Source organism: Methyloprofundus sedimenti, assembly GCF_002072955.1.
GTDB lineage: Bacteria > Pseudomonadota > Gammaproteobacteria > Methylococcales > Methylomonadaceae > Methyloprofundus > Methyloprofundus sedimenti.
In genome coordinates this window covers 72660-94751 of sequence record NZ_LPUF01000005.1, presented here as the reverse complement: position 1 = coordinate 94751, position 22092 = coordinate 72660, and the positions used below count along the sequence as shown (strand labels likewise).

Annotated in this window: 19 protein-coding genes and 1 rRNA gene; 3 read left to right on the top strand and 17 right to left on the bottom strand. The window is 41.3% G+C overall.

Features of this window, described 5'->3' with window-relative positions; translation table 11 throughout:
* The 10 genes from AU255_RS19210 to rplU form a co-directional block, all read right to left on the bottom strand.
* Positions 1–236, bottom strand: a 16S ribosomal RNA gene (locus AU255_RS19210); the annotation flags it as partial.
* A 658-nt stretch (positions 237–894) separates the two neighbouring features.
* Entirely contained in the window at positions 895–1821 is a 927-nt protein-coding gene (locus AU255_RS19205) for a Nudix family hydrolase (RefSeq protein WP_080524499.1), read from the bottom strand.
* 3 nt (positions 1822–1824) lie between these two features.
* Positions 1825–3039 (bottom strand): bifunctional glutamate N-acetyltransferase/amino-acid acetyltransferase ArgJ, encoded by a 1215-nt coding sequence (gene argJ, locus AU255_RS19200; RefSeq protein WP_080524498.1) that lies wholly within the window; start codon positions 3037–3039, stop codon positions 1825–1827.
* Between the two features lie 105 nt (positions 3040–3144).
* Complete coding sequence (locus tag AU255_RS19195) at positions 3145–4290, bottom strand: cation diffusion facilitator family transporter (RefSeq protein WP_080524497.1); 1146 nt, start codon at positions 4288–4290, stop codon at positions 3145–3147.
* The gene (locus tag AU255_RS19190; protein ID WP_080524496.1) at positions 4290–4517 is read right to left on the bottom strand and encodes a sulfurtransferase TusA family protein; all 228 of its coding nucleotides are present in this window, start codon (positions 4515–4517) and stop codon (positions 4290–4292) included. The genes AU255_RS19195 and AU255_RS19190 overlap by 1 nt, the downstream gene beginning before the upstream one ends.
* On the bottom strand, positions 4514–5557 hold the full coding sequence (locus AU255_RS19185; protein ID WP_080524495.1) for a tRNA (5-methylaminomethyl-2-thiouridylate)-methyltransferase: 1044 nt from the start codon (positions 5555–5557) through the stop codon (positions 4514–4516). The genes AU255_RS19190 and AU255_RS19185 overlap by 4 nt, the downstream gene beginning before the upstream one ends.
* A 15-nt stretch (positions 5558–5572) precedes the next feature.
* Positions 5573–6697 carry a glutamate 5-kinase gene (gene proB / locus AU255_RS19180; protein WP_080524494.1) on the bottom strand — a complete coding sequence of 375 codons (1125 nt, stop codon included), beginning with the start codon at positions 6695–6697 and terminating at the stop codon, positions 5573–5575.
* Positions 6681–7736, bottom strand: coding sequence for an Obg family GTPase CgtA (gene cgtA / locus AU255_RS19175; protein ID WP_080524493.1), 1056 nt, complete (start codon positions 7734–7736; stop codon positions 6681–6683). The genes proB and cgtA overlap by 17 nt, the downstream gene beginning before the upstream one ends.
* Before the next feature lie 125 nt (positions 7737–7861).
* Entirely contained in the window at positions 7862–8119 is a 258-nt protein-coding gene (rpmA, locus tag AU255_RS19170; protein WP_080524492.1) for a 50S ribosomal protein L27, read from the bottom strand.
* Between the two features lie 14 nt (positions 8120–8133).
* Positions 8134–8445 (bottom strand): 50S ribosomal protein L21, encoded by a 312-nt coding sequence (gene rplU / locus AU255_RS19165; RefSeq protein ID WP_080524504.1) that lies wholly within the window; start codon positions 8443–8445, stop codon positions 8134–8136.
* Between the two features lie 303 nt (positions 8446–8748).
* Between rplU and ispB the strand changes: the two genes are divergently transcribed.
* The 3 genes from ispB (at position 8749) to AU255_RS19150 (ending at position 14212) form a co-directional block, all read left to right on the top strand.
* A complete protein-coding gene (gene ispB / locus AU255_RS19160; RefSeq protein ID WP_080524491.1) occupies positions 8749–9762 on the top strand; it encodes an octaprenyl diphosphate synthase in 1014 nt (337 codons plus the stop codon).
* Positions 9763–10101: 339 nt separating this feature from the next.
* The gene (locus AU255_RS19155; RefSeq protein WP_080524490.1) at positions 10102–12501 is read left to right on the top strand and encodes a Lon protease family protein; all 2400 of its coding nucleotides are present in this window, start codon (positions 10102–10104) and stop codon (positions 12499–12501) included.
* Entirely contained in the window at positions 12479–14212 is a 1734-nt protein-coding gene (locus tag AU255_RS19150; protein WP_233144754.1) for a L,D-transpeptidase family protein, read from the top strand. Before AU255_RS19155 ends, AU255_RS19150 begins: the two co-directional genes overlap by 23 nt.
* 148 nt (positions 14213–14360) lie before the next feature.
* Here the strand turns inward: AU255_RS19150 and AU255_RS19145 are convergent, their stop codons facing one another.
* The 7 genes from AU255_RS19145 to AU255_RS19115 form a co-directional block, all read right to left on the bottom strand.
* Complete coding sequence (locus tag AU255_RS19145) at positions 14361–14915, bottom strand: YcbK family protein (RefSeq protein WP_080524488.1); 555 nt, start codon at positions 14913–14915, stop codon at positions 14361–14363.
* Between the two features lie 178 nt (positions 14916–15093).
* Complete coding sequence (locus tag AU255_RS19140; RefSeq protein ID WP_080524487.1) at positions 15094–15528, bottom strand: RNA recognition motif domain-containing protein; 435 nt, start codon at positions 15526–15528, stop codon at positions 15094–15096.
* Positions 15529–15762: 234 nt separating this feature from the next.
* Positions 15763–16068 (bottom strand): DUF3240 family protein, encoded by a 306-nt coding sequence (locus AU255_RS19135; RefSeq protein ID WP_080524486.1) that lies wholly within the window; start codon positions 16066–16068, stop codon positions 15763–15765.
* A complete protein-coding gene (locus AU255_RS19130; protein ID WP_080524485.1) occupies positions 16065–19127 on the bottom strand; it encodes an efflux RND transporter permease subunit in 3063 nt (1020 codons plus the stop codon). Before AU255_RS19130 ends, AU255_RS19135 begins: the two co-directional genes overlap by 4 nt.
* The gene (locus AU255_RS19125) at positions 19127–20218 is read right to left on the bottom strand and encodes an efflux RND transporter periplasmic adaptor subunit (RefSeq protein ID WP_080524484.1); all 1092 of its coding nucleotides are present in this window, start codon (positions 20216–20218) and stop codon (positions 19127–19129) included. Before AU255_RS19125 ends, AU255_RS19130 begins: the two co-directional genes overlap by 1 nt.
* Positions 20215–21471: a TolC family protein gene (locus AU255_RS19120; RefSeq protein ID WP_080524483.1), complete on the bottom strand. Its 1257-nt coding sequence runs from the start codon at positions 21469–21471 to the stop codon at positions 20215–20217. Before AU255_RS19120 ends, AU255_RS19125 begins: the two co-directional genes overlap by 4 nt.
* Positions 21472–21669: 198 nt before the next feature.
* Positions 21670–22062: a hypothetical protein gene (locus AU255_RS19115; protein WP_080524482.1), complete on the bottom strand. Its 393-nt coding sequence runs from the start codon at positions 22060–22062 to the stop codon at positions 21670–21672.
* Positions 22063–22092 lie beyond the last annotated feature (30 nt).

Here is a 22092-nt window from a genome sequence, read left to right as displayed (position 1 = left end):
AACGCAGGCTCATCTATTAGCGCAAGGTCCGAAGATCCCCTGCTTTCCCCCGTAGGGCGTATGCGGTATTAGCCTGGTTTTCACCAGGTTGTCCCCCACTAATAGGCAGATTCCTACGCGTTACGCACCCGTCCGCCACTCGTCAGCGCTAGCAAGCTAGCCTGTTACCGTTCGACTTGCATGTGTTAAGCATACCGCCAGCGTTCAATCTGAGCCATGATCAAACTCTTCAGTTTTAAATCATTTTGTGACATCATCAGATGTGTCACCAATCTTTGGTTCGATTGTCAGAATTTACGTTTTGTTACTCGAAAGTAACGGTAGATTCTTATATCGATTATCTTTATCATGCTAATAATCTCTACAAGCACCCACACAAATTATTTTGATCATATTTTTAAAGAGCCCAGAGCGATGAATCAGCCCTGCTGAGTTAGACTATTTTACAGAGTCTAAACTCGTTGTCAATGTTTATTTTCAAGTCTTTTCGGCGGTAAAACCCGGAATGATTGCTCATTCCCGTACATCCAAAAAACACTTAAAACCAACACTAACCGAACCCGAAGATCCGTCCTCAACTCTCGTTAAGGAGCCGACCATTATAACGTTCTTTTTATTCCGGTCAAGCTTTTATTTTTTCTTTTCCAGTCCGGCCTAAATCGCTTCAGCCGCGCCTCAGAAAGTCTAAAAACAACCGCCCAAGAGAACAATCAGCATCCGCTAAACCAAACCCGCTCAACACTCAATAGCGTTGAACAGCCGGCTATTATACATCCACACACACTACCGTCAAGACTTTATTTTTACTTTGTCGACAATTCTTGATTTATATGAGGATATAAGAAATAACAAGCCTCTTAATCAAAGCTCAAAAAATCCAGCATTCCTGAGTTTTTACCCTTTATACAGACTTATCCCTGAAACCCCTTGCGCTCCGCATGCCAGCGCTTTTTTAAAATCCTGTCTGCTAATTCCGCCCAATGCAAAAACCGGAATATTTACTTTAGTAACCCATTCTTTGAACTGCTGCCAACCAAGAGCTTTTGCCTCTGGATGTGAGGATGTTGGCATAACAGGAGATAACACTGCAAAATCCAGTGCCATTTGCTCTGCCTTGTATAGCTCTTGCAGATTATGGCATGATGCCGCCACATAACCGGAACTTTGAGGACGCTGATTTAATAGCTTCAAATCTGCAGAGGTCAAATGCACACCTTCATCTAAATACCTTTTTACCGGCATTTGCGAATTGATCAAGTAAGTCATATTCAGCTCCTTGCATTTACCCCTTACAACCTCCAGCGCCTCCTCAGCATCTGCAGCACATAACTCTTTGGCCCTTATTTGTATCAGACCCACACCCTGCTTCCAGACATTATCTAATTCTAATAATATCTCCCGAGTATTATTTCCGCCAATAATCGCATAGTGCTGCTCTAGTTTAATGGCAGTTAAAATAGGTTTATTTGCTGCTGGAAACTCATAATCACTTAACTCGTGTAATGCAACCCACTTGAATCGTTGACCTTCACGCCCAAATACCTCACCGTCAAACCCATACACTTCTCGTACATGCAACTGAACAATTAAGTCTGGATAACTAAAGTTTATTTTAATTAACGGGCTGGAGTTTATAACCCTTATATTCAGTTCTTCAAACAACTCCCTGTTTAAAGCCTGTTCATCATTTTCTGATTGCTCAATTTTTCCACCTGGGAATTCCCACAAACCGCCTTGATGAGTATCACTCTTACGTTTGGAAATTAAGACTCGCCCGGCTCTATCGCGCACAACTCCAATTGCGACATCAATCTTTGCCATAGTTTATGTTCTATACTCTGCATTAATACGCACATAGTCATAGGAGAAGTCGCAAGTTAATACTTGCTGCTCCAGCTCACCTCTTTCCAGAATCACTGTTACGGTAATTTCCTGCTGATCCATGATTTTTTGTCCTGCTGCCTCAGTATACGAACTTGCACGCCCACCGCTTTCCACGATACAGGCATCATCTAAATAAATAGAAATTTTGTTAACATCCAGATTTTCAAGCCCCGAACGCCCTACAGCCGCCAAGATACGCCCCCAGTTTGGGTCGCTGGCAAAAAAGGCCGTTTTTACTAAGGGAGAATGGGCAATTGTTTTAGCAACCTCAACAGCTTCCGCATTGCTCTTTGCCTGCTGGACTTTAATCCTGATTAACTTGGTTGCGCCCTCACCATCCCGGATAATTGCTTCTGCCAAGTGCATACATGCATCCTGAACAGCTTGCTGGAACTGCTGCATAGCATCGCTACCGGGCATAATTTCTGGCAGCAAACTTTTTCCGCTTGCCATTAATACACAAGCATCGTTTGTCGAAGTATCGCCATCAACAGTAATTCTATTAAAGGACGGCTCTACTGCCATTACCAGGCATTTTTGTAGATTTTCTTGAGAAATTTTAGCATCAGTTGCAAGAAAACCCAGCATAGTTGCCATATTAGGCTGTATCATACCCGCGCCTTTTGATATACCGGTTATGGTGATCATCTGCCCGCTTATTTCAAAGACTTTCGAATAACCTTTTGCAAAAGTATCCGTGGTCATAATGGCATGAGCGGCTTTATCCCAATTATTGTCTATTAAGTTAGCGTGTAGTTCGGGTAAAGCTTTTATTAATTTCGCTACAGGTAATGACTCACCTATCACCCCCGTTGAAAAAGGCAAGACCTGCTCGGAACTCACACCACCAACTTTGGCAACTGCAGTACAAGTTTTCCGAGCATCCCGTAATCCAGGCTCTCCAGTCCCCGCATTAGCATTCCCTGAATTAATTAACAGGTAGCGCGGTTGCCTGACTAAATGCTCTTTAGCCACTAATACCGGGGCGGCACAAAAGGCATTTTGGGTAAAAACAGCAGCGCAAGTAGAGTTTTCAGCCATCTCTATCAATAACAGGTCGTCTCGCTCAGCTTGCTTGATGCCTGCGCAGATTGTTCCTAATTTAATACCCGATACCGCATGCATATGCGGAAATTCAATACTTCCAACTGCCATAAACTTTCTCTCTTAATGTCGCTTATAAAACATATTATCCGCCAACAAAAGCGGATAGAAATCTCGCTATACGCTTTGTATCCAGTAAGATTTCTGAGAATCAAACTATGCTTTAAAAAAAACAAGCACACTACTGATTTGCTCAACCTCTTGCTCCAGCACCAAACACCGGTTTTTAATTGTACTGACTTGTTGAGATAAACTAAACATGGTTTGCGGCAAAACCACCTCCAGCTCAACATTCCCTTTTATATAATGAATTCTAAAGCTATCTATTAAGTGATAGTTTTCTGCCAAATACCTTTGTAAATAAGCATCAATATCCTGACGCAATAAAACTTTATCTTGCTCAATTAAATACTCATCATTTTCAGGATCCACATGCACCAGAACTTCCTGAACGTCATCAAATTTATCAATCAGCACATCCCTGACAACATCAGCAATCATATGCCCTTCTGACACTGTAATACGCGAATTGACTACAATATGCGCATCTACCAGCGCATCTTCACCCATTTGCCGAGTTCGTAATAAATGTATATTTCTAACACCTTCTGTCGCTGCAATCTCGGCACGAATTTTATCTACCATTTCTTCGGATAAACTCGTATCAACTAATTCTTTAATACTATCCGACACCAGGTTTACGCCAATTTTTGCAACCATTAAGGTAACAATCACAGCAGCCACTGCATCTGCCCAGATATAGCCCAATAAAGAACCTGCAACACCTATTAATACGACAATAGAAGAAATTGCATCACTACGATGGTGCCATGCATTCGCCAACAATAGTTTTGAACGGGTAAATGTAGCAATTCGTTTTGTATATTGGTATAGCCACTCATTCGCCAAGATTGAAATAGCAGCGATTCCCATTGCACTCGGATGTGGAATTAAGATCCGCTCTGGTTGTAACATTCTCTCGTAAACATCCCAGGCTATACCTGCTGCAACCACAATTAACCCAACGCCTAAAACAACTGTTGCAATCGTCTCAAAGCGCCGGTGCCCATAAGGATGATCATGATCAGCTTCACGCGCACCAAACTTTACCGCAACCAGAACCAATAAATCACTCGCCAAATCAGATAATGAGTGCACACCATCAGCAATCAAAGCTGCTGACTGACCTAACATTCCGAAACTGATTTTTATGATGCTTAAAAAGACATTTACCAGCGCACCAACAATTGTGACCCTGTTTTTTAGCTTAGTCATTTTCATCACATCGCCGGCTTCGGACATTACTTGATAACCTCCATAATAATAATGTACTCATACTCACTAGAGTTTGTTTCAATAACTCTGTGACCATTTATACGACACCATGCAGGAATATCTTGTAAAACGCCAGGATCTGTACACGTCACGCTAAGAACATCACCTGTTTGCAATTGCTTTACTTTATCCTGAGTACGAATAACAGGTAGTGGACACAATAAACGGCGTGCATCTAATTCATACTGACTCATACAAACCATGCCTTCGGCATTTCATCTACACCAAAAGGCCTCACTTGCAGAGTAGACTCATTTCCAGCTACATCCCTTACCAGCACTTCGACCTGCTCGGCATCTCTACCTTGCCCATAACGTGCAACAATTTGCGCTGCCACATGCAAATCTTGTGCACCAGGATCACCATCTATTAGCGCCAATGGCCCTCGATGACTTGCACAATTCATATTAATATAATTTTTCTTATACCCTTCCAAAAACCTGGCTTCGCCATCTTCACGTGCAACAATTACTTTAAAGTCCTTATTAGGACGTATATGCCGGCCTACTTTTAACAACATCACATCATCAAGCTCGTAATCTTTAGTACCACGTGCTTTCCATAAATCCACAAGTTTTGCAGAATAACTTTCATCCGTTAAGAAACAGCAGCCACCTGCAGGCTGCGAATACTCATCGATACCATATTCTTTTGCCAAAGCCATTTGCGGTTTACGCCCACGCCCATTAAAGCCAAACAATTTATCACGACTAATCCAGCCCTCTCTCTCCGGCAAAGTCGCAGGTAAATTTTGTCCACATAAAGGACGCACTAAACGATCATCAGCCCCTGATTCCAGAGCAATAATTGGCATCGTTTCTCTACGCTGCGACATTGGGCGCTGCCCTATCACTTCACCCGTAATAATAAAGTCAAAATCATTTTCTTCCATCCACTGCTTGGCTTTTTTCACCATAAAGACTTTACAGTCCAGACACGGATTCATATTCGCGCCATAACCATGCTTTGGATTAATCAGAACATCTTTATATTCTTCAATAATATCTATGATATGCAATTTAATCCCTAAGGTTTCTGCAACCCACAATGAATTATTACGCTTTGGTTTTTCCTTATCTTTTTTTCTGATGGCATGCGTGTGACCTTCTACACAAAATCCTGTGAAGAAATTAATACCCTCCACATGCACACCCTGCTCCATTATGGCTTTCGTTGCCAACATAGAATCCAGCCCACCTGAAATTAACGAAACCGCTTTTATTTGTTTACTCATACCTAACCCAATTCATTAAACCAACACTAGATTATCTCTGTGAATGACTTCTTCTTCATCAGAATAACCTAAAATACTTTCAAACTGACGGCTAGCATAACCCTTAATTAAGTCGATTTCCGTAGACTTATAATTCACCAGGCCCCGCGCCACCTCAACACCCGTTAAATCGAGACAAACAACCAGCTCGCCGCGACTGAAACTGCCTTCTACCGCCTTAATACCTACCGCCAATAAACTTTTACCTGATTTTTTTAGCACATTCGCAGCGCCGGCATCGAGCACTAAGCGCCCCTTTACCTGAAGCTGACCAGCCAACCAGCGTTTACGTGCGACTAAAGGCGCAATATTTGCATACAGATAAGTCCCAATTTCTTCGCCTGCCATGACTTTAGTAATCACATGCTCTACATCTCCAGAAGCAATGATGGTTGACGCGCCTGAACGAGATGCCAATCGAGCCGCACTTACCTTAGTCGCCATACCTCCACGACCTAAGCCGCTACGGCTTTCACCCGCCATTTCACCGATGCTTGAATCGTTTGCACTAATTTTACTAATTAATGTTGCCCCTGGGTTAATCCCCGGATCAGAATCAAACAAGCCCAGCTGATCCGTCAAAATAATCAATAAGTCAGCTTCTACCAAATTGGCAACTAAAGCACCTAGAGTATCATTATCACCAAAGCGAATTTCCTCTGTTGCAACCGCATCATTCTCATTGATAACAGGCACAACGTTATAATTTAAAAGTGTCAGTAAGGTACTACGCGCATTTAAATAACGTTTTCGATTGGACAAATCATCATGCGTTAGTAAAACCTGAGCGGCATGCAAACCATGTAACTGAAAATTACCTTCAAATGCTCTCACCAACCCCATTTGACCAACCGATGCTGCAGCCTGTAATTCATGCAATGCTTTAGGCCGAGTCTTTAATCCTAGGCGTGACATTCCTTCTGCCACCGAGCCGGACGAAACTAAAATCACCTCAATACCCTGTTGTTTTAGTTCTGCTATTTGCTTAACCCAGACAGAAATAGCCGTCTGATTTAAACCTTTGCCACCCTCGGTCAATAAGGCACTGCCGATTTTAATAACAACCCGTTTCGATTTTGCGAACTCACTCCGGCTCATTATCTTGTTCCAACTGTTTATTTAACAGTACCTGTGCCTCCAAAAATGTCATAATATCAAACATTAAGTTTCGCGTACCCTCAGATTTTAAAGCTGATATTTGATAAACAGGACCATCCCACGCCAACTCATCAACAATTGCCTGACAATAAGCCTGCGGATCTCCCTCATCTTGCAATCTATCCATTTTATTTAATATTAACCAACGTGGTTTATTAGCTAAATCGTCACTCCATTTCTCAACTTCCGCAATGATTTTTCTCGCTGATTCTACCGGGGAATCCATCGACTCATAAGGCTTTACATCAACCAGATGCATAAGTAACTTAGTCCGTGCCAAATGCTTTAAAAATTGCAAACCTAAACCCGCACCTTCCGCTGCGCCTTCAATCACACCAGGAATATCAGCAATCACAAAACTACGCTGATCATCTACGCTGACGACACCCAAATTAGGCACCAAAGTAGTAAATGGATAATCGGCAACTCGCGGTTTTGCAGAAGAAACAGCGCGAATTAAACTTGATTTACCTGCATTAGGCATTCCCAGCAAGCCCACATCTGCAATTAGCGTTAATTCTAATTGTAAAATCCGGTGCTCACCCTTACTACCCATAGATGATTTCTGCGGCGCCCGGTTGATACTACTTTTGTACCGAGTATTACCCAAGCCATGAAATCCGCCTTGAGCAACGAGCAGTTTCTCACCTACAACCATCAGGTCGCCTAGCTTCTCATTGGTATTTTTATCACGAACTTCCGTTCCAGGTGGAACAGCGATATAAATATCATCCCCTTTTCTACCAGTACACTGCCTTCCCATCCCATTTTGACCGCGCTGCGCTCTATGCACCGAATGGAAACGAAAGTCCACCAAAGTATTGACATTTTCTGTAGCAATCAAGTAAACACTACCTCCATCGCCGCCATCGCCGCCATCAGGGCCGCCTTTAGGAATATACTTCTCACGACGAAAACCAATACAGCCGTTTCCACCATTACCCGCTTCGACGCGAATCTCCGCTTCATCAACAAATTTCATAAGCCTAAAAACCCCTTTTGCGAAAAATAGGCAAAAAAAAACCCCGTCTTTGCGGACGAGGTTTTTATCTATTCTAGAATATCAGCTATAACCCGACTCGTCAGGCTATAGACTATATAAAAGAACTATGCTGCAACGATGCTAACAAATTTACGTTTTTGAGGTCCTTTAACCTCAAATAAAACCTGTCCATCCGTAGTCGCAAATAAAGTATGATCTTTACCACAACCAACATTCGTTCCTGCATGAAAACGTGTTCCGCGTTGACGCACAATAATGCTACCAGCACTGACTGTTTGACCGCCAAAACGTTTAACACCTAAGCGATTCGAATTAGAATCACGACCATTTCTGGTACTACCACCCGCTTTCTTATGAGCCATTGTAAATCCTCGTGTTAAGCAGAAATTCCAGTAATCTGGACTTCTGTGTAATATTGACGGTGACCCATTTGCTTCATGTGGTGCTTACGTCTTTTAAATTTAATTATTTTAACTTTTTTATGTCTACCTTGAGCAGTAACTGTTGCAGTGACTTTACTTCCGTCAACATAAGGCTGGCCGATTTTTACAGCATCATCAGATTGCACCATAAGTACATTGTCGAATTCAACGCTGTCGCCCATACCAAGCTCAAGTTTTTCTATTTTTAAGGTAGTACCTTCTTCAACACGGTATTGTTTACCGCCAGTTTGAATTACCGCATACATTTGCGTCAGCTCCATCAAGCAATATTCTATTAAAAGTGAACAGAGAATTATAAACACAAACAAAACTCTCGTCAACTAAAAATAAGTAATGAAAAATAATGCACTATAAAATAACACAGACAAACAAATAACACCATAAGGTATTTTTAAATACCATGTTCTGTTAACATAGCGCATTATAAATTGTTAGCATTACAGTTTTAGACGCTTAATCGACAATAATTCGCACACACAATAAGGCCAAATCGCGCGGATTACTAAATTAAAGTACCTTATTTCTAATTTTTTTACCACTACGAATCAATGACAGCTTCGCAAAACTCTAATAATAAAGCACAAACACCTATTGATTTTGCATCAATTCAACGCTTAACAGAAAGCGAAGCCCAGGCAGTTGACCAGTTAATCCTGAAAGAGCTTACCTCTGACGTTGTACTCATCAATCAAATTGGTCATTACATTATCAATAGCGGTGGTAAACGCCTACGCCCCATGCTGTTATTGCTCACCGCAAAAGCGCTTAAATATCAGCAAAGCAATCACCACCTATTATTAGCAGCGGTCATAGAATTTATTCATACAGCAACCTTATTACACGATGATGTTGTCGATGAGTCTGATTTACGCCGCGGCAAAGACTCGGCAAATGCAGTTTGGGGAAATGCGGCCAGTATTCTGGTTGGTGATTACCTTTACTCCAGTGCATTTGAAATGATGGTACGCACCCGCAACATGCGAGTCATGGAGATCTTATCCAAAACCACAACCGCGATTGCTGAAGGCGAAGTATTGCAATTATTGAATTGCAATAACCCCGCGACCACTGAAGCAAAATATCTGGAGGTTATTTCACGTAAAACAGCCATTCTATTCAGCGCTGCGACACGACTAGGAGCAGTACTGGCTGATGCCAGCCCGGAAATTGAAAAAAACCTGGCTGATTATGGCCAGCATCTGGGCATCGCTTTCCAGCTTATCGATGACGCACTGGATTACACGTCAAGCAAAAATGAACTAGGAAAAAACCTGGGCGATGATTTAGCCGAAGGGAAACCAACTTTACCGCTTATTTACGCCATAGAAAATGGTACTGAAGCACAGGCAAATATTATTATAGATGCAATAAAAACTGGCAATAGAGACTCATTCAATGAAGTCTATGACATTGTTAAAGCAACCAATGCCATCAGCTATACCGAGCAACGCGCGGAAGACGAAGCACAAAAAGCCATCGACGCATTAAGCAATATACCTGACTCGGAATATAAACAGGCACTAGAGTTACTTGCCCGCTTTTCTGTGCAGCGTAGCTATTAAACTGAAGGTCGTCTTTTCTCACCCACATACTCCCGAGAAAATCAGCTTATTTTGCGCTATGCCATTGCCCCTCAGAGCAATCCCGTATGAATTCCTAGCGAGACATTAAGAGTACTAGCTATATTTCTTAAACCCTGATTAATGCCGCTTAAACTTACGGAAAAAATTTTGGTGAATTTCATGCCTGATAAATAGTAACAACATCAGCAGACATGCCTTTTAATGAATTAACGGGCTAAATTCAGCTCTGTACTGCACTTTGAAATAACTATATTTATCCCTTTTACAAGACATCAATGTTAAAATTGATAGTATCTATTACTCCATCAATTTTAGGATATGACTGACTCGCTAAAACTTCCTGCCTCTTCATTAAAACTACAAATCAACCAATCAGATTACTCTGTTCTTAGTGAGGACAAGAAGATCCGAGTGACTAATATTCTTGGTCAGGAAAGAGCTCAGTCAGCCCTCAGTTTTGGGGTAGCCATGCAAAACCCTGGCTACAATATATACGTTATGGGTGAGCCTGGCACAGGGCGTTTATCCATGATTACCAATCATTTAACACCTATTTCTCATAACCAGGAAACACCACCTTCCTACGCATATGTAGAAAACTTTGAAAACAATAGAGAGCCGGTTGCTATTGAGCTCCCCGCAGGGCAGGCGCAAGCGTTTTGCAAAGATATAGATCGCCTGATTGATAATTTAATTGCCACCTTCCCTGAAGCTTTTGAAAGCCCTAGCTATCTACAAAAAAAGACCGCCATAGAACGGACTTTTAACCAGTTATATAACAGTGCCATTGACGTTACAGAGCAACAGTCAAAAGAGAAAAATATTGCGCTGTTTCGTGATACAGAGTCCATTACTTTCGCACCGATACGCGATGGCAAAGTGCTAGATGAGGAACAATTTAATCAACTACCGCAAGAAGAACGCGAAGCATTCCATAAGGATACTGAAGCCCTTGAAGATTCTTTAAGTGATGCACTCATCGAACTGCCGCAATGGCGACGCGCCTTGGTTGAAAAGAATCGTCAACTGGATAATGCGACTATCCGCATAGCAATTTCACCTTTATTTAAAGAGCTTACAGATCAGTATCAGAATATTGACAATGTCATCACCTACCTAAGCGAAATTAAAAAAGACCTGGGTGAAACCATTAAAGACCTGTTTGTACAAACACAGTCATTAGAAGGCATTAGTGACAGCACAAAAAAACAACTGCTAAAAGACCAGTATCAACCGAATATCCTGATTGATTATAAAGAAAATACAGGTGCCCCGGTTATCTACGAACCCAACCCAACCTATCAGAACCTGTTTGGTCGCATAGAATATACAAGCGACCAGGGTGCACTAACTACCAATTATCAGCGCATTTGCGCTGGCTCGCTACACCATGCAAATGGCGGTTATTTAATTTTAGATGCTGACAAACTTTTGAACTTCCCCTTTGTCTGGGAAGGCCTTAAACGTGCTTTAAAATCGGGACGAATCGAAATTGAATCTCCTTTCTCAGAACTCGGCATCAACACTGTTACTTTAAAACCTGAAGTCATTCCGTTAAATATTAAAATTATTCTGGTGGGCTCACGGGAAATTTATTATTTACTGCAAGATCTGGATGATGAGTTTAATGAAATGTTTCGCATCTTAGCTGACTTTGATTACCATATTCCGCGCAGCAATCTAAATATGCGGGACTTTGCGCAGCTCATGAAGCAACAAGCGCATGACACTGGTGCGAAACCTTTAACTGAGTCTGCGATTATCAGCTTGATGGAACACAGCTGTCGCCTTGCTGAACATCAGCAGCGTTTATCGGCACATATCAATGATGCCCTGGAAATTATTAGTGAAGCCAATTCCTTATGTAAGTCTCAAGAAATTGATAGTACAGATATTGAGCGGGCACTTGACGCACGCGAATATCGAAATGGTAGAATTGCTCAGAGTATTCTGGAAGAGATGCTGGACGGAACCATATTAATCAATACTTCGGATAGTGTCATAGGTCAAATTAATGGCCTGACGATACTCGAAGTCGGCGGCAGCAGTTTTGGTGCGCCATCGCGCATCACAGTTACAGTTTACCCTGGCTCACGTGGTATTGTTGACATAGAGCGTGAAGCCGAACTGGGCCTGGCAATACACTCCAAAGGGGTCATGATCTTAACAGGTTATCTAGGCAACTGTTATGCGCAAGAATTTCCATTGGCTATTTCAGCCAGCATTGCACTGGAACAATCTTATGGACATATCGACGGTGATAGCGCATCACTTGCCGAGCTATGCTGCCTTATCTCGGCCTTGACGTGTACCCCAATCAAACAAAGCTTTGCAGTCACCGGCTCAATCAATCAATACGGCGAAGTACAGGCAATAGGTGGGGTCAATGAAAAAATAGAAGGTTTTTTCAAACTCTGCAAAAGTCGAGGCCTGACTGGTGAACATGGCTGCATTATCCCTAAAGCCAATATCCGTAATTTAATGTTAAAACAGGAAATTATAAATGCTGTCGCTGATAATAATTTTGCTATTTACGCCGTTGCTAATGTCAATGAAGCACTGGAACTATTAACAGGCAAAAACGCAGGCAAAAAAGATAATAATGACGAATATCCTGAAGGTAGCCTAAACTTCAAAGCAATCTCCAGATTAAAAGAGATTTATGATTTAGGTCATGACAAAGATGAAGACAATAATGAAGATGAAGCGGAACTATAGAACTGCTAGCTTGCTGATCTGGGCGCTATTGTGCTCACTCAAAGTATATGCCGACACCACACATAGCGCCATCTTCGAGGTTCTGCTTGATTCAGACAGCCATCCATACTTCCAAGAGACTTATATCAAGTCCGAACAAACAAGTCTCAAGAAATTATATCAACTCAATCAAAATCAACTACTTTGGTTTAGTAGCAAACATCCTGTTCAGACTATCAACCAACTATTAGAACTATACGCAAATGCGCCTGCACAAGCTCTTATTAGCAGTGACTACGCCAGCCAGTACCTTGAAGCACAGTGGCAAAAGATTCAGCAAAGTAAACCAGATTTTTACCAATTTGCCGCTTTTGATACCGCACTTAGCTTAACTTTCTTACGTTATTTAAATGATTTGCACTATGGCCGAGTTCCTCCTCAACTTCAGGGCTTTCGCCTGGAGCAAAAACAGAGTATCGACCTCGCAAGTGCGATATATGGAGCAATACAAATAGATGCTGTCAACACCCTTGCTGCAGACCTGGAACCTAAACTAAAGCCTTATCAGCAGCTTAAAACGGCTTTAGTTAAATATAGAAGGCTAGAGCATTATTTTAAAAAACCATTATATTTCGAACTGGAAGATAGTTTACACCCCGGTGACCAGTCCAATGAAGTCAGCAAATTGGGCCTATACCTGGACGCACTTAACACCCCAATCGACGTGCCTATCAAAACCAGTTACAAATCAGACAATATCTATACAGGCGATCTGATAATCAAGGTCCAAAACTTCCAGGCGCAACATGGACAACTCAGTGACGGCATTATAGGCAAACAAACTCTGGAGACATTAAATACACCCTTTAGCCGACGTGTAAAACAAATAGAATTAGCCATGGAAAGACTACGCTGGTTATCCGAACCACAGAAGGGTCGCCTTATTCTAGTCAACATCCCTGCATTCCAATTATGGGCATATGATACTGAACAAAGCCCTTGCGACCCGCTAACAATGAAAGTCATCGTCGGAAAAGCTAAAAACAGAATTAAAGTAAATGAGGATGAAAGTAAGAAAACAGCGCTGCAAACACCGGTTTTTACGGCAGACCTTAGCTATCTTGTATTTAGCCCTTATTGGAATATTCCCAAGAGCATCCTGACCCAGGAGATCCTGCCTTTACTGAAAAAAGACCCTGATTATTTACAGAACAACAATATGGAAATCGTGTCGCGCTTTGCGCACGATGCGGCTGTCTATGCTATAAATGAGAACAGCATAAGTCGCTTATATAGTGGGCAGTTAAACTTACGCCAACGCCCTGGCCGAAATAATGCTTTAGGGCATGTCAAGTTTATTTTTCCCAATAATTACGCCATTTACTTGCATGACACACCCGCACATTCGTTATTTCGTCGTAGTAAACGCGACTTTAGTCATGGCTGCATTCGCGTCGAGAAACCAAATGAATTAGCAATGTTTATATTACGCAATCAACCTGAATGGGATGCAGCTAAAATCAAGGAAGCCATGAGGTCCAATAAACCTGGTATTGTCAATGTAAAACAAAAGATCCCAGTGCTTATTTTTTATAGCACGGCCTTAGCAAGTCCAACAGGGGTTTCTTTTTACCCGGATATTTATGAATATGATAACTCTTTAATATCCGCCCTAGATCAGCGCAGCAAACTTTTTGCTACACTACAGACTTCAATGCTTCTCACTCTCTAATTGCCTTGTATTTCTGAAGTTACGTATGGTACCAAGAAGCTTTAGTGTTGAAAAAAAATTCGCACTATATATAGAAGCGGGGACGAAACTTTAGCCGCGTTGTTTTAGGCGACTAAAGCCTCAAGCTAAAATAGAAATAAGCTAAAAACTACCAGGACCTAACGCGCCCTGTATCAATATGCACAAAATTAGAACGGGGATAATAACCCACACCACCGCGAGCCAGGCTTAATGCAGCCGCTTGAATATCTCTGGTATCGATACCTTCAATACGGATATCTATTGCCTTACCCTGCATATGCAGGCTTTTAGTGGCTACACCTGAACTTTTTTTATGTAATGCAGCATTTGTTTTTGGCGAGCGATAACCTGATATGACTTGCAGAGGTTGCTTAGCCCCTAGAACACTTTTTAAGTCATAGAGTAAATCTATTAAACCCGTATCCATTGCCAATACATCGCCGGTTCTGTGATCACGTAATAAATAGCTAATATCATGCAAGGCTTCTGTAATATACTCGCCTTGTTCAAAATAACTGAGCGCTATTTTTTCTTCAGTATGCAAATTATGCAGTTTTAAATTTTTTACCACTGAACCACGCGCAATACCGGCATAGCTAGCCGGCATCGCAATTGCTGCAGTTGCACCTAGAGTATAACGTAAGAAACTACGCCTGCTTATGGTTTTCGAAATATTATTCATACAGCTTACTTTTTCTTCCTAAGAGTATTTAATTACAACAACGTCATTAAGACTCCGTTTATTGAATGACCAACAAATTTAAATAGAGTATAGCATTATTCTTCATTATCGTAATTAACTTTTTTCTATAACACCTTGATTTAATGAAACACCTCACGAGCGTTAGACTGATTAAAATCTACTTATATTGCCTATGAAAAGCCTTATCACCAGAAAAATTATGCGTAGCTTCAATATCATTTACCACTATTAAATTTTTTCGCCTACGATCACCTTCACGTCGATTAAGTATTTCTGGATCATGTGAATTATGTTTAACCCGAGGATCATTATGCCAGACACGGTGATGATATTCACGTACAGCAATATGTCTACCTAAAAACATTTTTCTATTTAGACGCTTAATAACTTTTTCGGCTACAGCATCAGGCTCTATGGTCACCAAACCATGAAATACAGAATGATTAGAGCCATGCTCTTGCTGATGTATGATTTTAACTTTTACTATAATACCATTTCTTCTAAACCATACTCTCTTCAGCACTGGTTCAATGACGTTGATGAGGTCACTGCGCCTGCTTTCCGCTGGAATATTTCTAAAAAAAACATGCATTCAAGACTCCTTAATTATCACAATAAACCTATTACTTTTTATCAAAATACTCTTTGATCTTGCAAGGCGAATGTAGCCAACTCTTCTCATATCAAAGTATTTGCTGGCTAACATTCCGCTTAAGGCGCATATCAATAACAGTAATATAGTCATTTTACTATACTAACATAGTTACACTTACTCAGTTCAATTTCTAAGGCACTTCAAGCAAAGTAATATAACATCAAGGCTGGCTTATATATAATCACTTTCCAATACAGGCATTACCCAATAATGTATCCCTGAACCAGAAAAATCACGCTTTAAAACATCAATCAAGCCGCTCAACTGCCGTTCAGGTATATACATTTGAAAACGAATTTGCGTTTGCCTCCCTGCGACTTGCTCAGCTAAAGACAAATGCTCATGATCACTCACATGCGCATTGACTGTTAAACTACTAAAGCCATCGGCAGATTCTATCGCTAACAAACAATCGACTACCGCCTCTTCCAATAGAGGCGGTACATTAATGGTAACTAAATATTCTTGACCGCTCATACTTGCTCCTGTTTCGCTTCACCGAACATTTCATACAAAATAGGTAATAAAATTAGCGTTAAAAAGGTCGATGACACTAAACCACCAATCACCACAATCGCTAACGGGCGTTGAATTTCAGAACCTGGGCCTGTAGCAAATAACATCGGAATTAAACCAAACGCGGTTAAACTCGCCGTCATCAACACTGGGCGCAAGCGGCGCGCAGAGCCAACCACTATCACTTCTGACAACGCCATACCCGTAGCGCGCAATTGATTAAAATAACTCAACAACACCACACTATTGGGTACAGCAATCCCCAGTAAGGCAATAAAACCAATAGAAGCAGGCACAGACATATATTCTCCGGAAATCCACAAGGCAAAAACACCGCCAATCATCGCTAAAGGAATATTAGAAAAGACCAAAGTCGCCTGTCGTACCGAGCCAAAGGTGGTAAATAATAATAAGAAAATCAATAACAAAGACACCGGAACCACAATGGCTAAACGCGCAGCGGCTCTCTGTTGATTTTCAAATTGCCCACCCCATTGCACTAAATAGCCTGTTGGTAATTCCACTTTAGTTTGTACAGCTTGCTTTGCTTCATCGACAAAACCAACTAAATCACGCCCTTCGACATTACTGCGCACGACTACAAAACGCTGACTTTGCTCACGCTTAATCGATACCATACCATCCACTTTTTCCAGCTTAGCAACGCTTGATAACGGTACTTGCCTACCATTAGGCAAAGCAATCAATAAACTTTCAAAGTTAGCACTGTAACTTTCACCACGTAAAATTAACGGTGTTCTACGCACACCTTCTTGCACGATACCCAATCTTAAGCCTTCAACCTGAGCACGTAAAACCTGCTCGATTTGTTCGACATCCAAACCTAAACGCCCTGCGGCTAAACGATTAATGCTTAACTGTAAATATTGCATACCTTCATTTTGGCTGGTGAAGACATCCACCGAGCCTTGAATCGATTTTAATACCGCAGCAATTTCTTCAGCTTTATGATTGAGCAAATCTAAATCGGTGCCAAATAATTTCACCGCCACATCACCACGTGACCCCGTTAACATTTCGGAAACACGCATTTCAATCGGCTGAGTAAATCCATAAGCCACGCCCGGCGTACCTGCCATCACTTTACGTATTTCTTCAATTAATGCTTCTTTAGTTTGCATACGCCAGGTTTCTTTAGGCTGCAATTCTAAAAAAGTATCGGTTTCATTTAAGCCCATAGGATCTAAACCAATTTCATCCGAACCTACGCGTGAAATAATATTTTTCACTTCAGGCACATTTTTCATGATATTTTTCTGTACCTGTATATCTAAAGCAACCGAATCCTCCAAGGTAATGGAAGGTAGTTTTTCTAACTGTAAAACTATATCCCCCTCATCCATGGTCGGCATAAATGTACTACCAATCTGCATAAACACACCAACCGTAACAATAAGCATTACCGCAGCACCAATAAATACTTTTTTGCGATTAGCAATACTCCAATGCAAGGTTGGCATATATAAGTGATGCATTTTTCGCGCTAACCAAGGCTCTTCAATCGCGCCCATTTTTAATAAATAAGAAGCAAAAACGGGAATCACGGTTAATGATAAAATTAATGCACCCGCTAAAGCAAAAACAATGGTTAAGGCTACTGGCGCAAATAATTTACCCTCTAAACCTTGTAAGGCAAGTAACGGTAAAAAAACAATAATAATAATCAAAGTTCCCGAAACGACGGGCGCTGCAACCTCACGCGTGGCACGGTAAATTATATGTAAACGAGGCAACCGCTGTGATTTTTGACCTTGCGAAAATTGCGTTAAGACATTTTCCACAACCACTACTGCTGCATCCACTAACATACCAATAGCAATGGTTAAACCACCCAAACTCATTAAGTTAGCGGACATCCCCGTGACACGCATCATAATAAAGGTAAACAACGCTGCTAATGGCAAAATCAAAGCGACTACTAATGAGGCACGTAAATTGCCTAAAAATAAAACCAACAAAACCACTACAAAAGCAATAGCTTCCAATAGCGCTTGATTTACTGAAGATAAGGCTGCATTAACTAAACGTCCGCGATCATAAAATACTTCAAGACGCACACCTGCTGGCAAACCAGCACTTAATTCTTCTAATTTGGTTTGTACATTAGTCACCGTCTGCCCTGCATTCGCACCGCGCAAACTGAGCACTAAACCTTCAACTACTTCACCGGCACCATTACGACTTACTGCGCCATAACGCGTTAAAGCAGCAATCTCAACGCGCGCAACATCACTGATTAAAATAGGTACGCCATTATTATTACCCACAACAATAGACGCAACATCGGCCAAGGTTTTAATGCGCCCCTCTGCACGTACTAACAAGGCTTCTTCACCCTCATTAAGACGCCCGGCTCCATCATTTCGATTATTGCGTAGCAAGGCGTTGACTAATTGCTCAGTACTAACATTACGAGCACTCATTAAAGCATTATCAGGCACGACCGCAAAAGATCGCGCCAAACCACCTAAAGCATTCACATCAGCCACACCGCTAACGGTGCGCAACGCCGGTCGAATCACCCAGTCTAATAAGTCGCGCCGCTCCATTAAACTTAAATCACCTCCCTCAATAGTGAACATAAACATTTCACCCAGAGGTGTCGTCATTGGAGCAATACCGCCTTCAGCACCTGCGGGCAAGTTAGCCCATGCAGTACTTAAACGTTCGGCGATTTGCTGCCGCGCCCAGTAAATATCCGTACCCTCTTCAAAGTCAATGGTAATATCAGTTAATGAATATTTAGCAATCGAACGCAACATAGTTTGATGCGGAATACCCAACAACTCCACCTCAATCGGCGCAGTAATTCGTGCTTCCACTTCTTCCGGCGGCATCCCCGCCATTTTGACAATAATTTTTACCTGTGTCGGTGAAACATCCGGAAAAGCGTCAATCGGCATTTGTTTAAATGCTGAATAACCGCCACCCATTAACAACAAAGTGACCAGCATCATTAACAATCGTTGGGTTAAGGCAAAACGAATTAAAGCCGCCATTATTCATCACCGCCCAAACCAAGCATTGTGGCTTTTAATGCCACAGCACCTTTACTTGCAATTTCAATATTAGCATTTAATAAGTCACCACTAATAATACTTTCACTCTCCTCCCTTCCGACCACTTGAACTGGCTGTGCAGCAAAACCATTCTTAGTACGAATAAATAAATAAGTTACACCTGACGATTGCGCTAGAGCAGCATTAGGCACTTTAAATAGAGTTTGAGCACTGTTTTGACTGATTTTGACATTGACCGTTTGCCCCAGGCGAACATTTCCTTGTGTATCAGTAACTTTAGCTCTGACTAATACAGTTTGATTCTGCACGTCTACATTCTTCCCTATTAAAAAAATACGCGCAGTTGCCCCCAGTCCTTCAATAATGACTTGATCACCGATATGCACTTGATTAATATGCTGTTGAGGTACACTAATATCCAGCCAAAGGGTATCAAGATTTACTACTCGAAACAAAAGAGCTAAGGCGTCAATGCGTTCACCCGCTGTAATATTACGCTCTAATATTACCCCTGAAATAGGCGCAACGACGTTTAATTGACTGCTCAACTTACGCGTCTTTTCCAATGCGTGAATATCCTTTTCAGAAACACCTGAAATCTCTAATAACTGACGAGTTTCATTAAAATGCGCTACAAAAACATTGTAACTAGCTTTAGTTTGAAACCAGCGGCGTTCTGCAATCACGCCCTCTTTATAAAGTTGTTGATCGCGAAGAAAATCGGCTTTTGCTACTTGCAAATCATTAATCGAACTTAAATAATGCTGCTGCAAAGTCAATAATTCAGCACTTTTTATAGATGCTAACACTTGCCCTTCGACTACTTCATCACCAACACTGACGTTTATTTTGCTTACTAAGCCAGCATAAGAGATACTAACTAAATATTCATTAGCCGGTAAAATAGAAACTTTTGCCGGAGCATCTAATAAAGGTACTAATTTAATCGACTGTAATTTCCCTAGCTTGATGCCTAAATTATCAATCTGTGCCTCTGATATTTTAATTTGTTGTGTGGCGAATAATGATGTACTAAAAAAATAGATAACTAGAACTATGAATGCTCTCATGGCATAACTCCTACTACTTGGTTATAAAAGGCAATATCACGCTGTAAACGTATGCCACTTTCTTGTGCGTCTTTGATTGCCCTTTGTGCTTGTGATTGAACTCTTAAAAAATCCGTTAAATTTATCTCACCCGCAACAAAACTGATATCTGCCATTTTTAAATGCTCTTTTGCATTAGTTTGCATTTGCTGAGTAATTTCGAATTGCGCTAACTCCACTTCCAACTCATGCTCTGCTTCATGTAATTGTGCCAATAATGCCCGAGAGGTATGCATTTTTTCTGTTTCTGCAGCCACATATTCACGGTTAGCTGCGGCAATTTGTGGAGCTAAAAAAGCACTGCCACCAAAAGGTACGTTGACATAAAAAGCAATACTGTTAATTGAGCTATCATTTCGCGAACCTCTCTCGGAAACACCGCCAATAGCAACAGTAGTTTGTCCTGAACCCTGTGTTTTAACCCATTCCACTTGAGCCTTTTTCCGGGCAATTGTGGCATTAATAGCTGCAAGCGCTGGGTGTGCTTCATTAATAGTCGTCTTGGTACTTTGCACTTCATTAATCTGCTCAGGCATTTTATGTGTCTGAGTTAAAAAATAATAACGTTTCCGGGCATGCATAACCGCAGCTTCCTGATGAATCAAATCGACTTTTTTCTGTAAGAATTCACTTTGTGCCAACAAAAAATCAGAGCGAGGTATGTCACCTAAATCTACGCGGCGTTGCACTGTTTTCATTAAGCGCTCAGCTAAAGAAAACTCTTTTTTAGCCAGCTCATAGCGCAAATCTTCTAACTTTAATAGCCATAAAACTTCACGCACCAAACCAGCTACGTTTAATTTAATCACTTTCATTTGTTGCGCCGCACTTTGACCTGCCTGTTCCGCTAACTGTAAGCCTGCATCACGCTGTCCCCAGTTCCAGACTGGCACTTGAATAGTGCCATCAAACTCATAAGCCCCTGTATTGGTACCGGCAAAGTCGTCCTTATAATAAGTTTGTAATTGTGGCGCTCCGGAAATCCAGCTATTGCCACGCTCTTGTAAAGCATCACTCTCTTGGTTCATAGCTGCAATCAGGGCATAATCGGGATATTTTTCTAAGGTTTGATTGACTAAATCAGACAAACTTAATTGTGGATCAATGGTTATTAAATCTACATGATCGACAATAGGTGTCTCTTCTGCGTTGCTTACTGAGAGAAAACAGACCCAGCTCCATAGCAGCACATATATAAAGAGTTTAATGGGCATTTTTGTTCCTATTAAAAAAGAAAATAAGCGCACTCTTTGCGGGCAAAACTAAACAATGAGATACGTTAATCGCCAACATATAAATATCAGAGATATGTATTGTGATAACTCAGAGTATTTTGTGACGTAAGCTAACACATGAATAGGTAAAATCCGTGTTATTAGCAATTTAGGTGTAAGACACCTGGATAGGAAGAACTAAGAAATAGGAGGCGCGCGGGGCGCAATAACAGATAAGTTTATGGAAGACTTGATAGCAACAATAGACGGAGGCGAAAAACCTATGCGTATTTTTGCACGTAGCGATAAAACAAAATCATGCCGATAGTCACTAAAACTAATAGCTACAAGCTCGCCTTCCAGCAATCTCTTCTGCTGAATAGCCGCATGCATATCGATAATAGGACTTGAATGTCGACAGACTTCCAATGATGAAAATGGGTTCGCTTGATTTACTAGTGAATCAGCGTGATGAATATGGAGACCATCTTCAACACTGTCCATCATCTGCACGTGCGCATGCACTAAAGGCGTAATGCCTTGTAGTAACAACAGCAACAACACAATAAAACGACGGATAAATATTTTCATGATCGAATAATAAACTAAAAAAACTAATTA

Excerpts from the sequence above, each read along its gene's own strand:
- AU255_RS19205 (WP_080524499.1), bottom strand. The coding sequence starts at position 1,821 with ATGGCAAAGATTGATGTCGCAATTGGAGTTGTGCGCGATAGAGCCGGG.
- argJ (WP_080524498.1), bottom strand. The coding sequence starts at position 3,039 with ATGGCAGTTGGAAGTATTGAATTTCCGCATATGCATGCGGTATCGGGT.
- AU255_RS19195 (WP_080524497.1), bottom strand. The coding sequence starts at position 4,290 with ATGTCCGAAGCCGGCGATGTGATGAAAATGACTAAGCTAAAAAACAGG.
- AU255_RS19190 (WP_080524496.1), bottom strand. The coding sequence starts at position 4,517 with ATGAGTCAGTATGAATTAGATGCACGCCGTTTATTGTGTCCACTACCT.
- AU255_RS19185 (WP_080524495.1), bottom strand. The coding sequence starts at position 5,557 with ATGAGTAAACAAATAAAAGCGGTTTCGTTAATTTCAGGTGGGCTGGAT.
- cgtA (WP_080524493.1), bottom strand. The coding sequence starts at position 7,736 with ATGAAATTTGTTGATGAAGCGGAGATTCGCGTCGAAGCGGGTAATGGT.
- rpmA (WP_080524492.1), bottom strand. The coding sequence starts at position 8,119 with ATGGCTCATAAGAAAGCGGGTGGTAGTACCAGAAATGGTCGTGATTCT.
- rplU (WP_080524504.1), bottom strand. The coding sequence starts at position 8,445 with ATGTATGCGGTAATTCAAACTGGCGGTAAACAATACCGTGTTGAAGAA.
- ispB (WP_080524491.1), top strand. The coding sequence starts at position 8,749 with ATGACAGCTTCGCAAAACTCTAATAATAAAGCACAAACACCTATTGAT.
- AU255_RS19155 (WP_080524490.1), top strand. The coding sequence starts at position 10,102 with ATGACTGACTCGCTAAAACTTCCTGCCTCTTCATTAAAACTACAAATC.
- AU255_RS19150 (WP_233144754.1), top strand. The coding sequence starts at position 12,479 with ATGAAGATGAAGCGGAACTATAGAACTGCTAGCTTGCTGATCTGGGCG.
- AU255_RS19145 (WP_080524488.1), bottom strand. The coding sequence starts at position 14,915 with ATGAATAATATTTCGAAAACCATAAGCAGGCGTAGTTTCTTACGTTAT.
- AU255_RS19140 (WP_080524487.1), bottom strand. The coding sequence starts at position 15,528 with ATGCATGTTTTTTTTAGAAATATTCCAGCGGAAAGCAGGCGCAGTGAC.
- AU255_RS19135 (WP_080524486.1), bottom strand. The coding sequence starts at position 16,068 with ATGAGCGGTCAAGAATATTTAGTTACCATTAATGTACCGCCTCTATTG.
- AU255_RS19130 (WP_080524485.1), bottom strand. The coding sequence starts at position 19,127 with ATGGCGGCTTTAATTCGTTTTGCCTTAACCCAACGATTGTTAATGATG.
- AU255_RS19125 (WP_080524484.1), bottom strand. The coding sequence starts at position 20,218 with ATGAGAGCATTCATAGTTCTAGTTATCTATTTTTTTAGTACATCATTA.
- AU255_RS19120 (WP_080524483.1), bottom strand. The coding sequence starts at position 21,471 with ATGCCCATTAAACTCTTTATATATGTGCTGCTATGGAGCTGGGTCTGT.
- AU255_RS19115 (WP_080524482.1), bottom strand. The coding sequence starts at position 22,062 with ATGAAAATATTTATCCGTCGTTTTATTGTGTTGTTGCTGTTGTTACTA.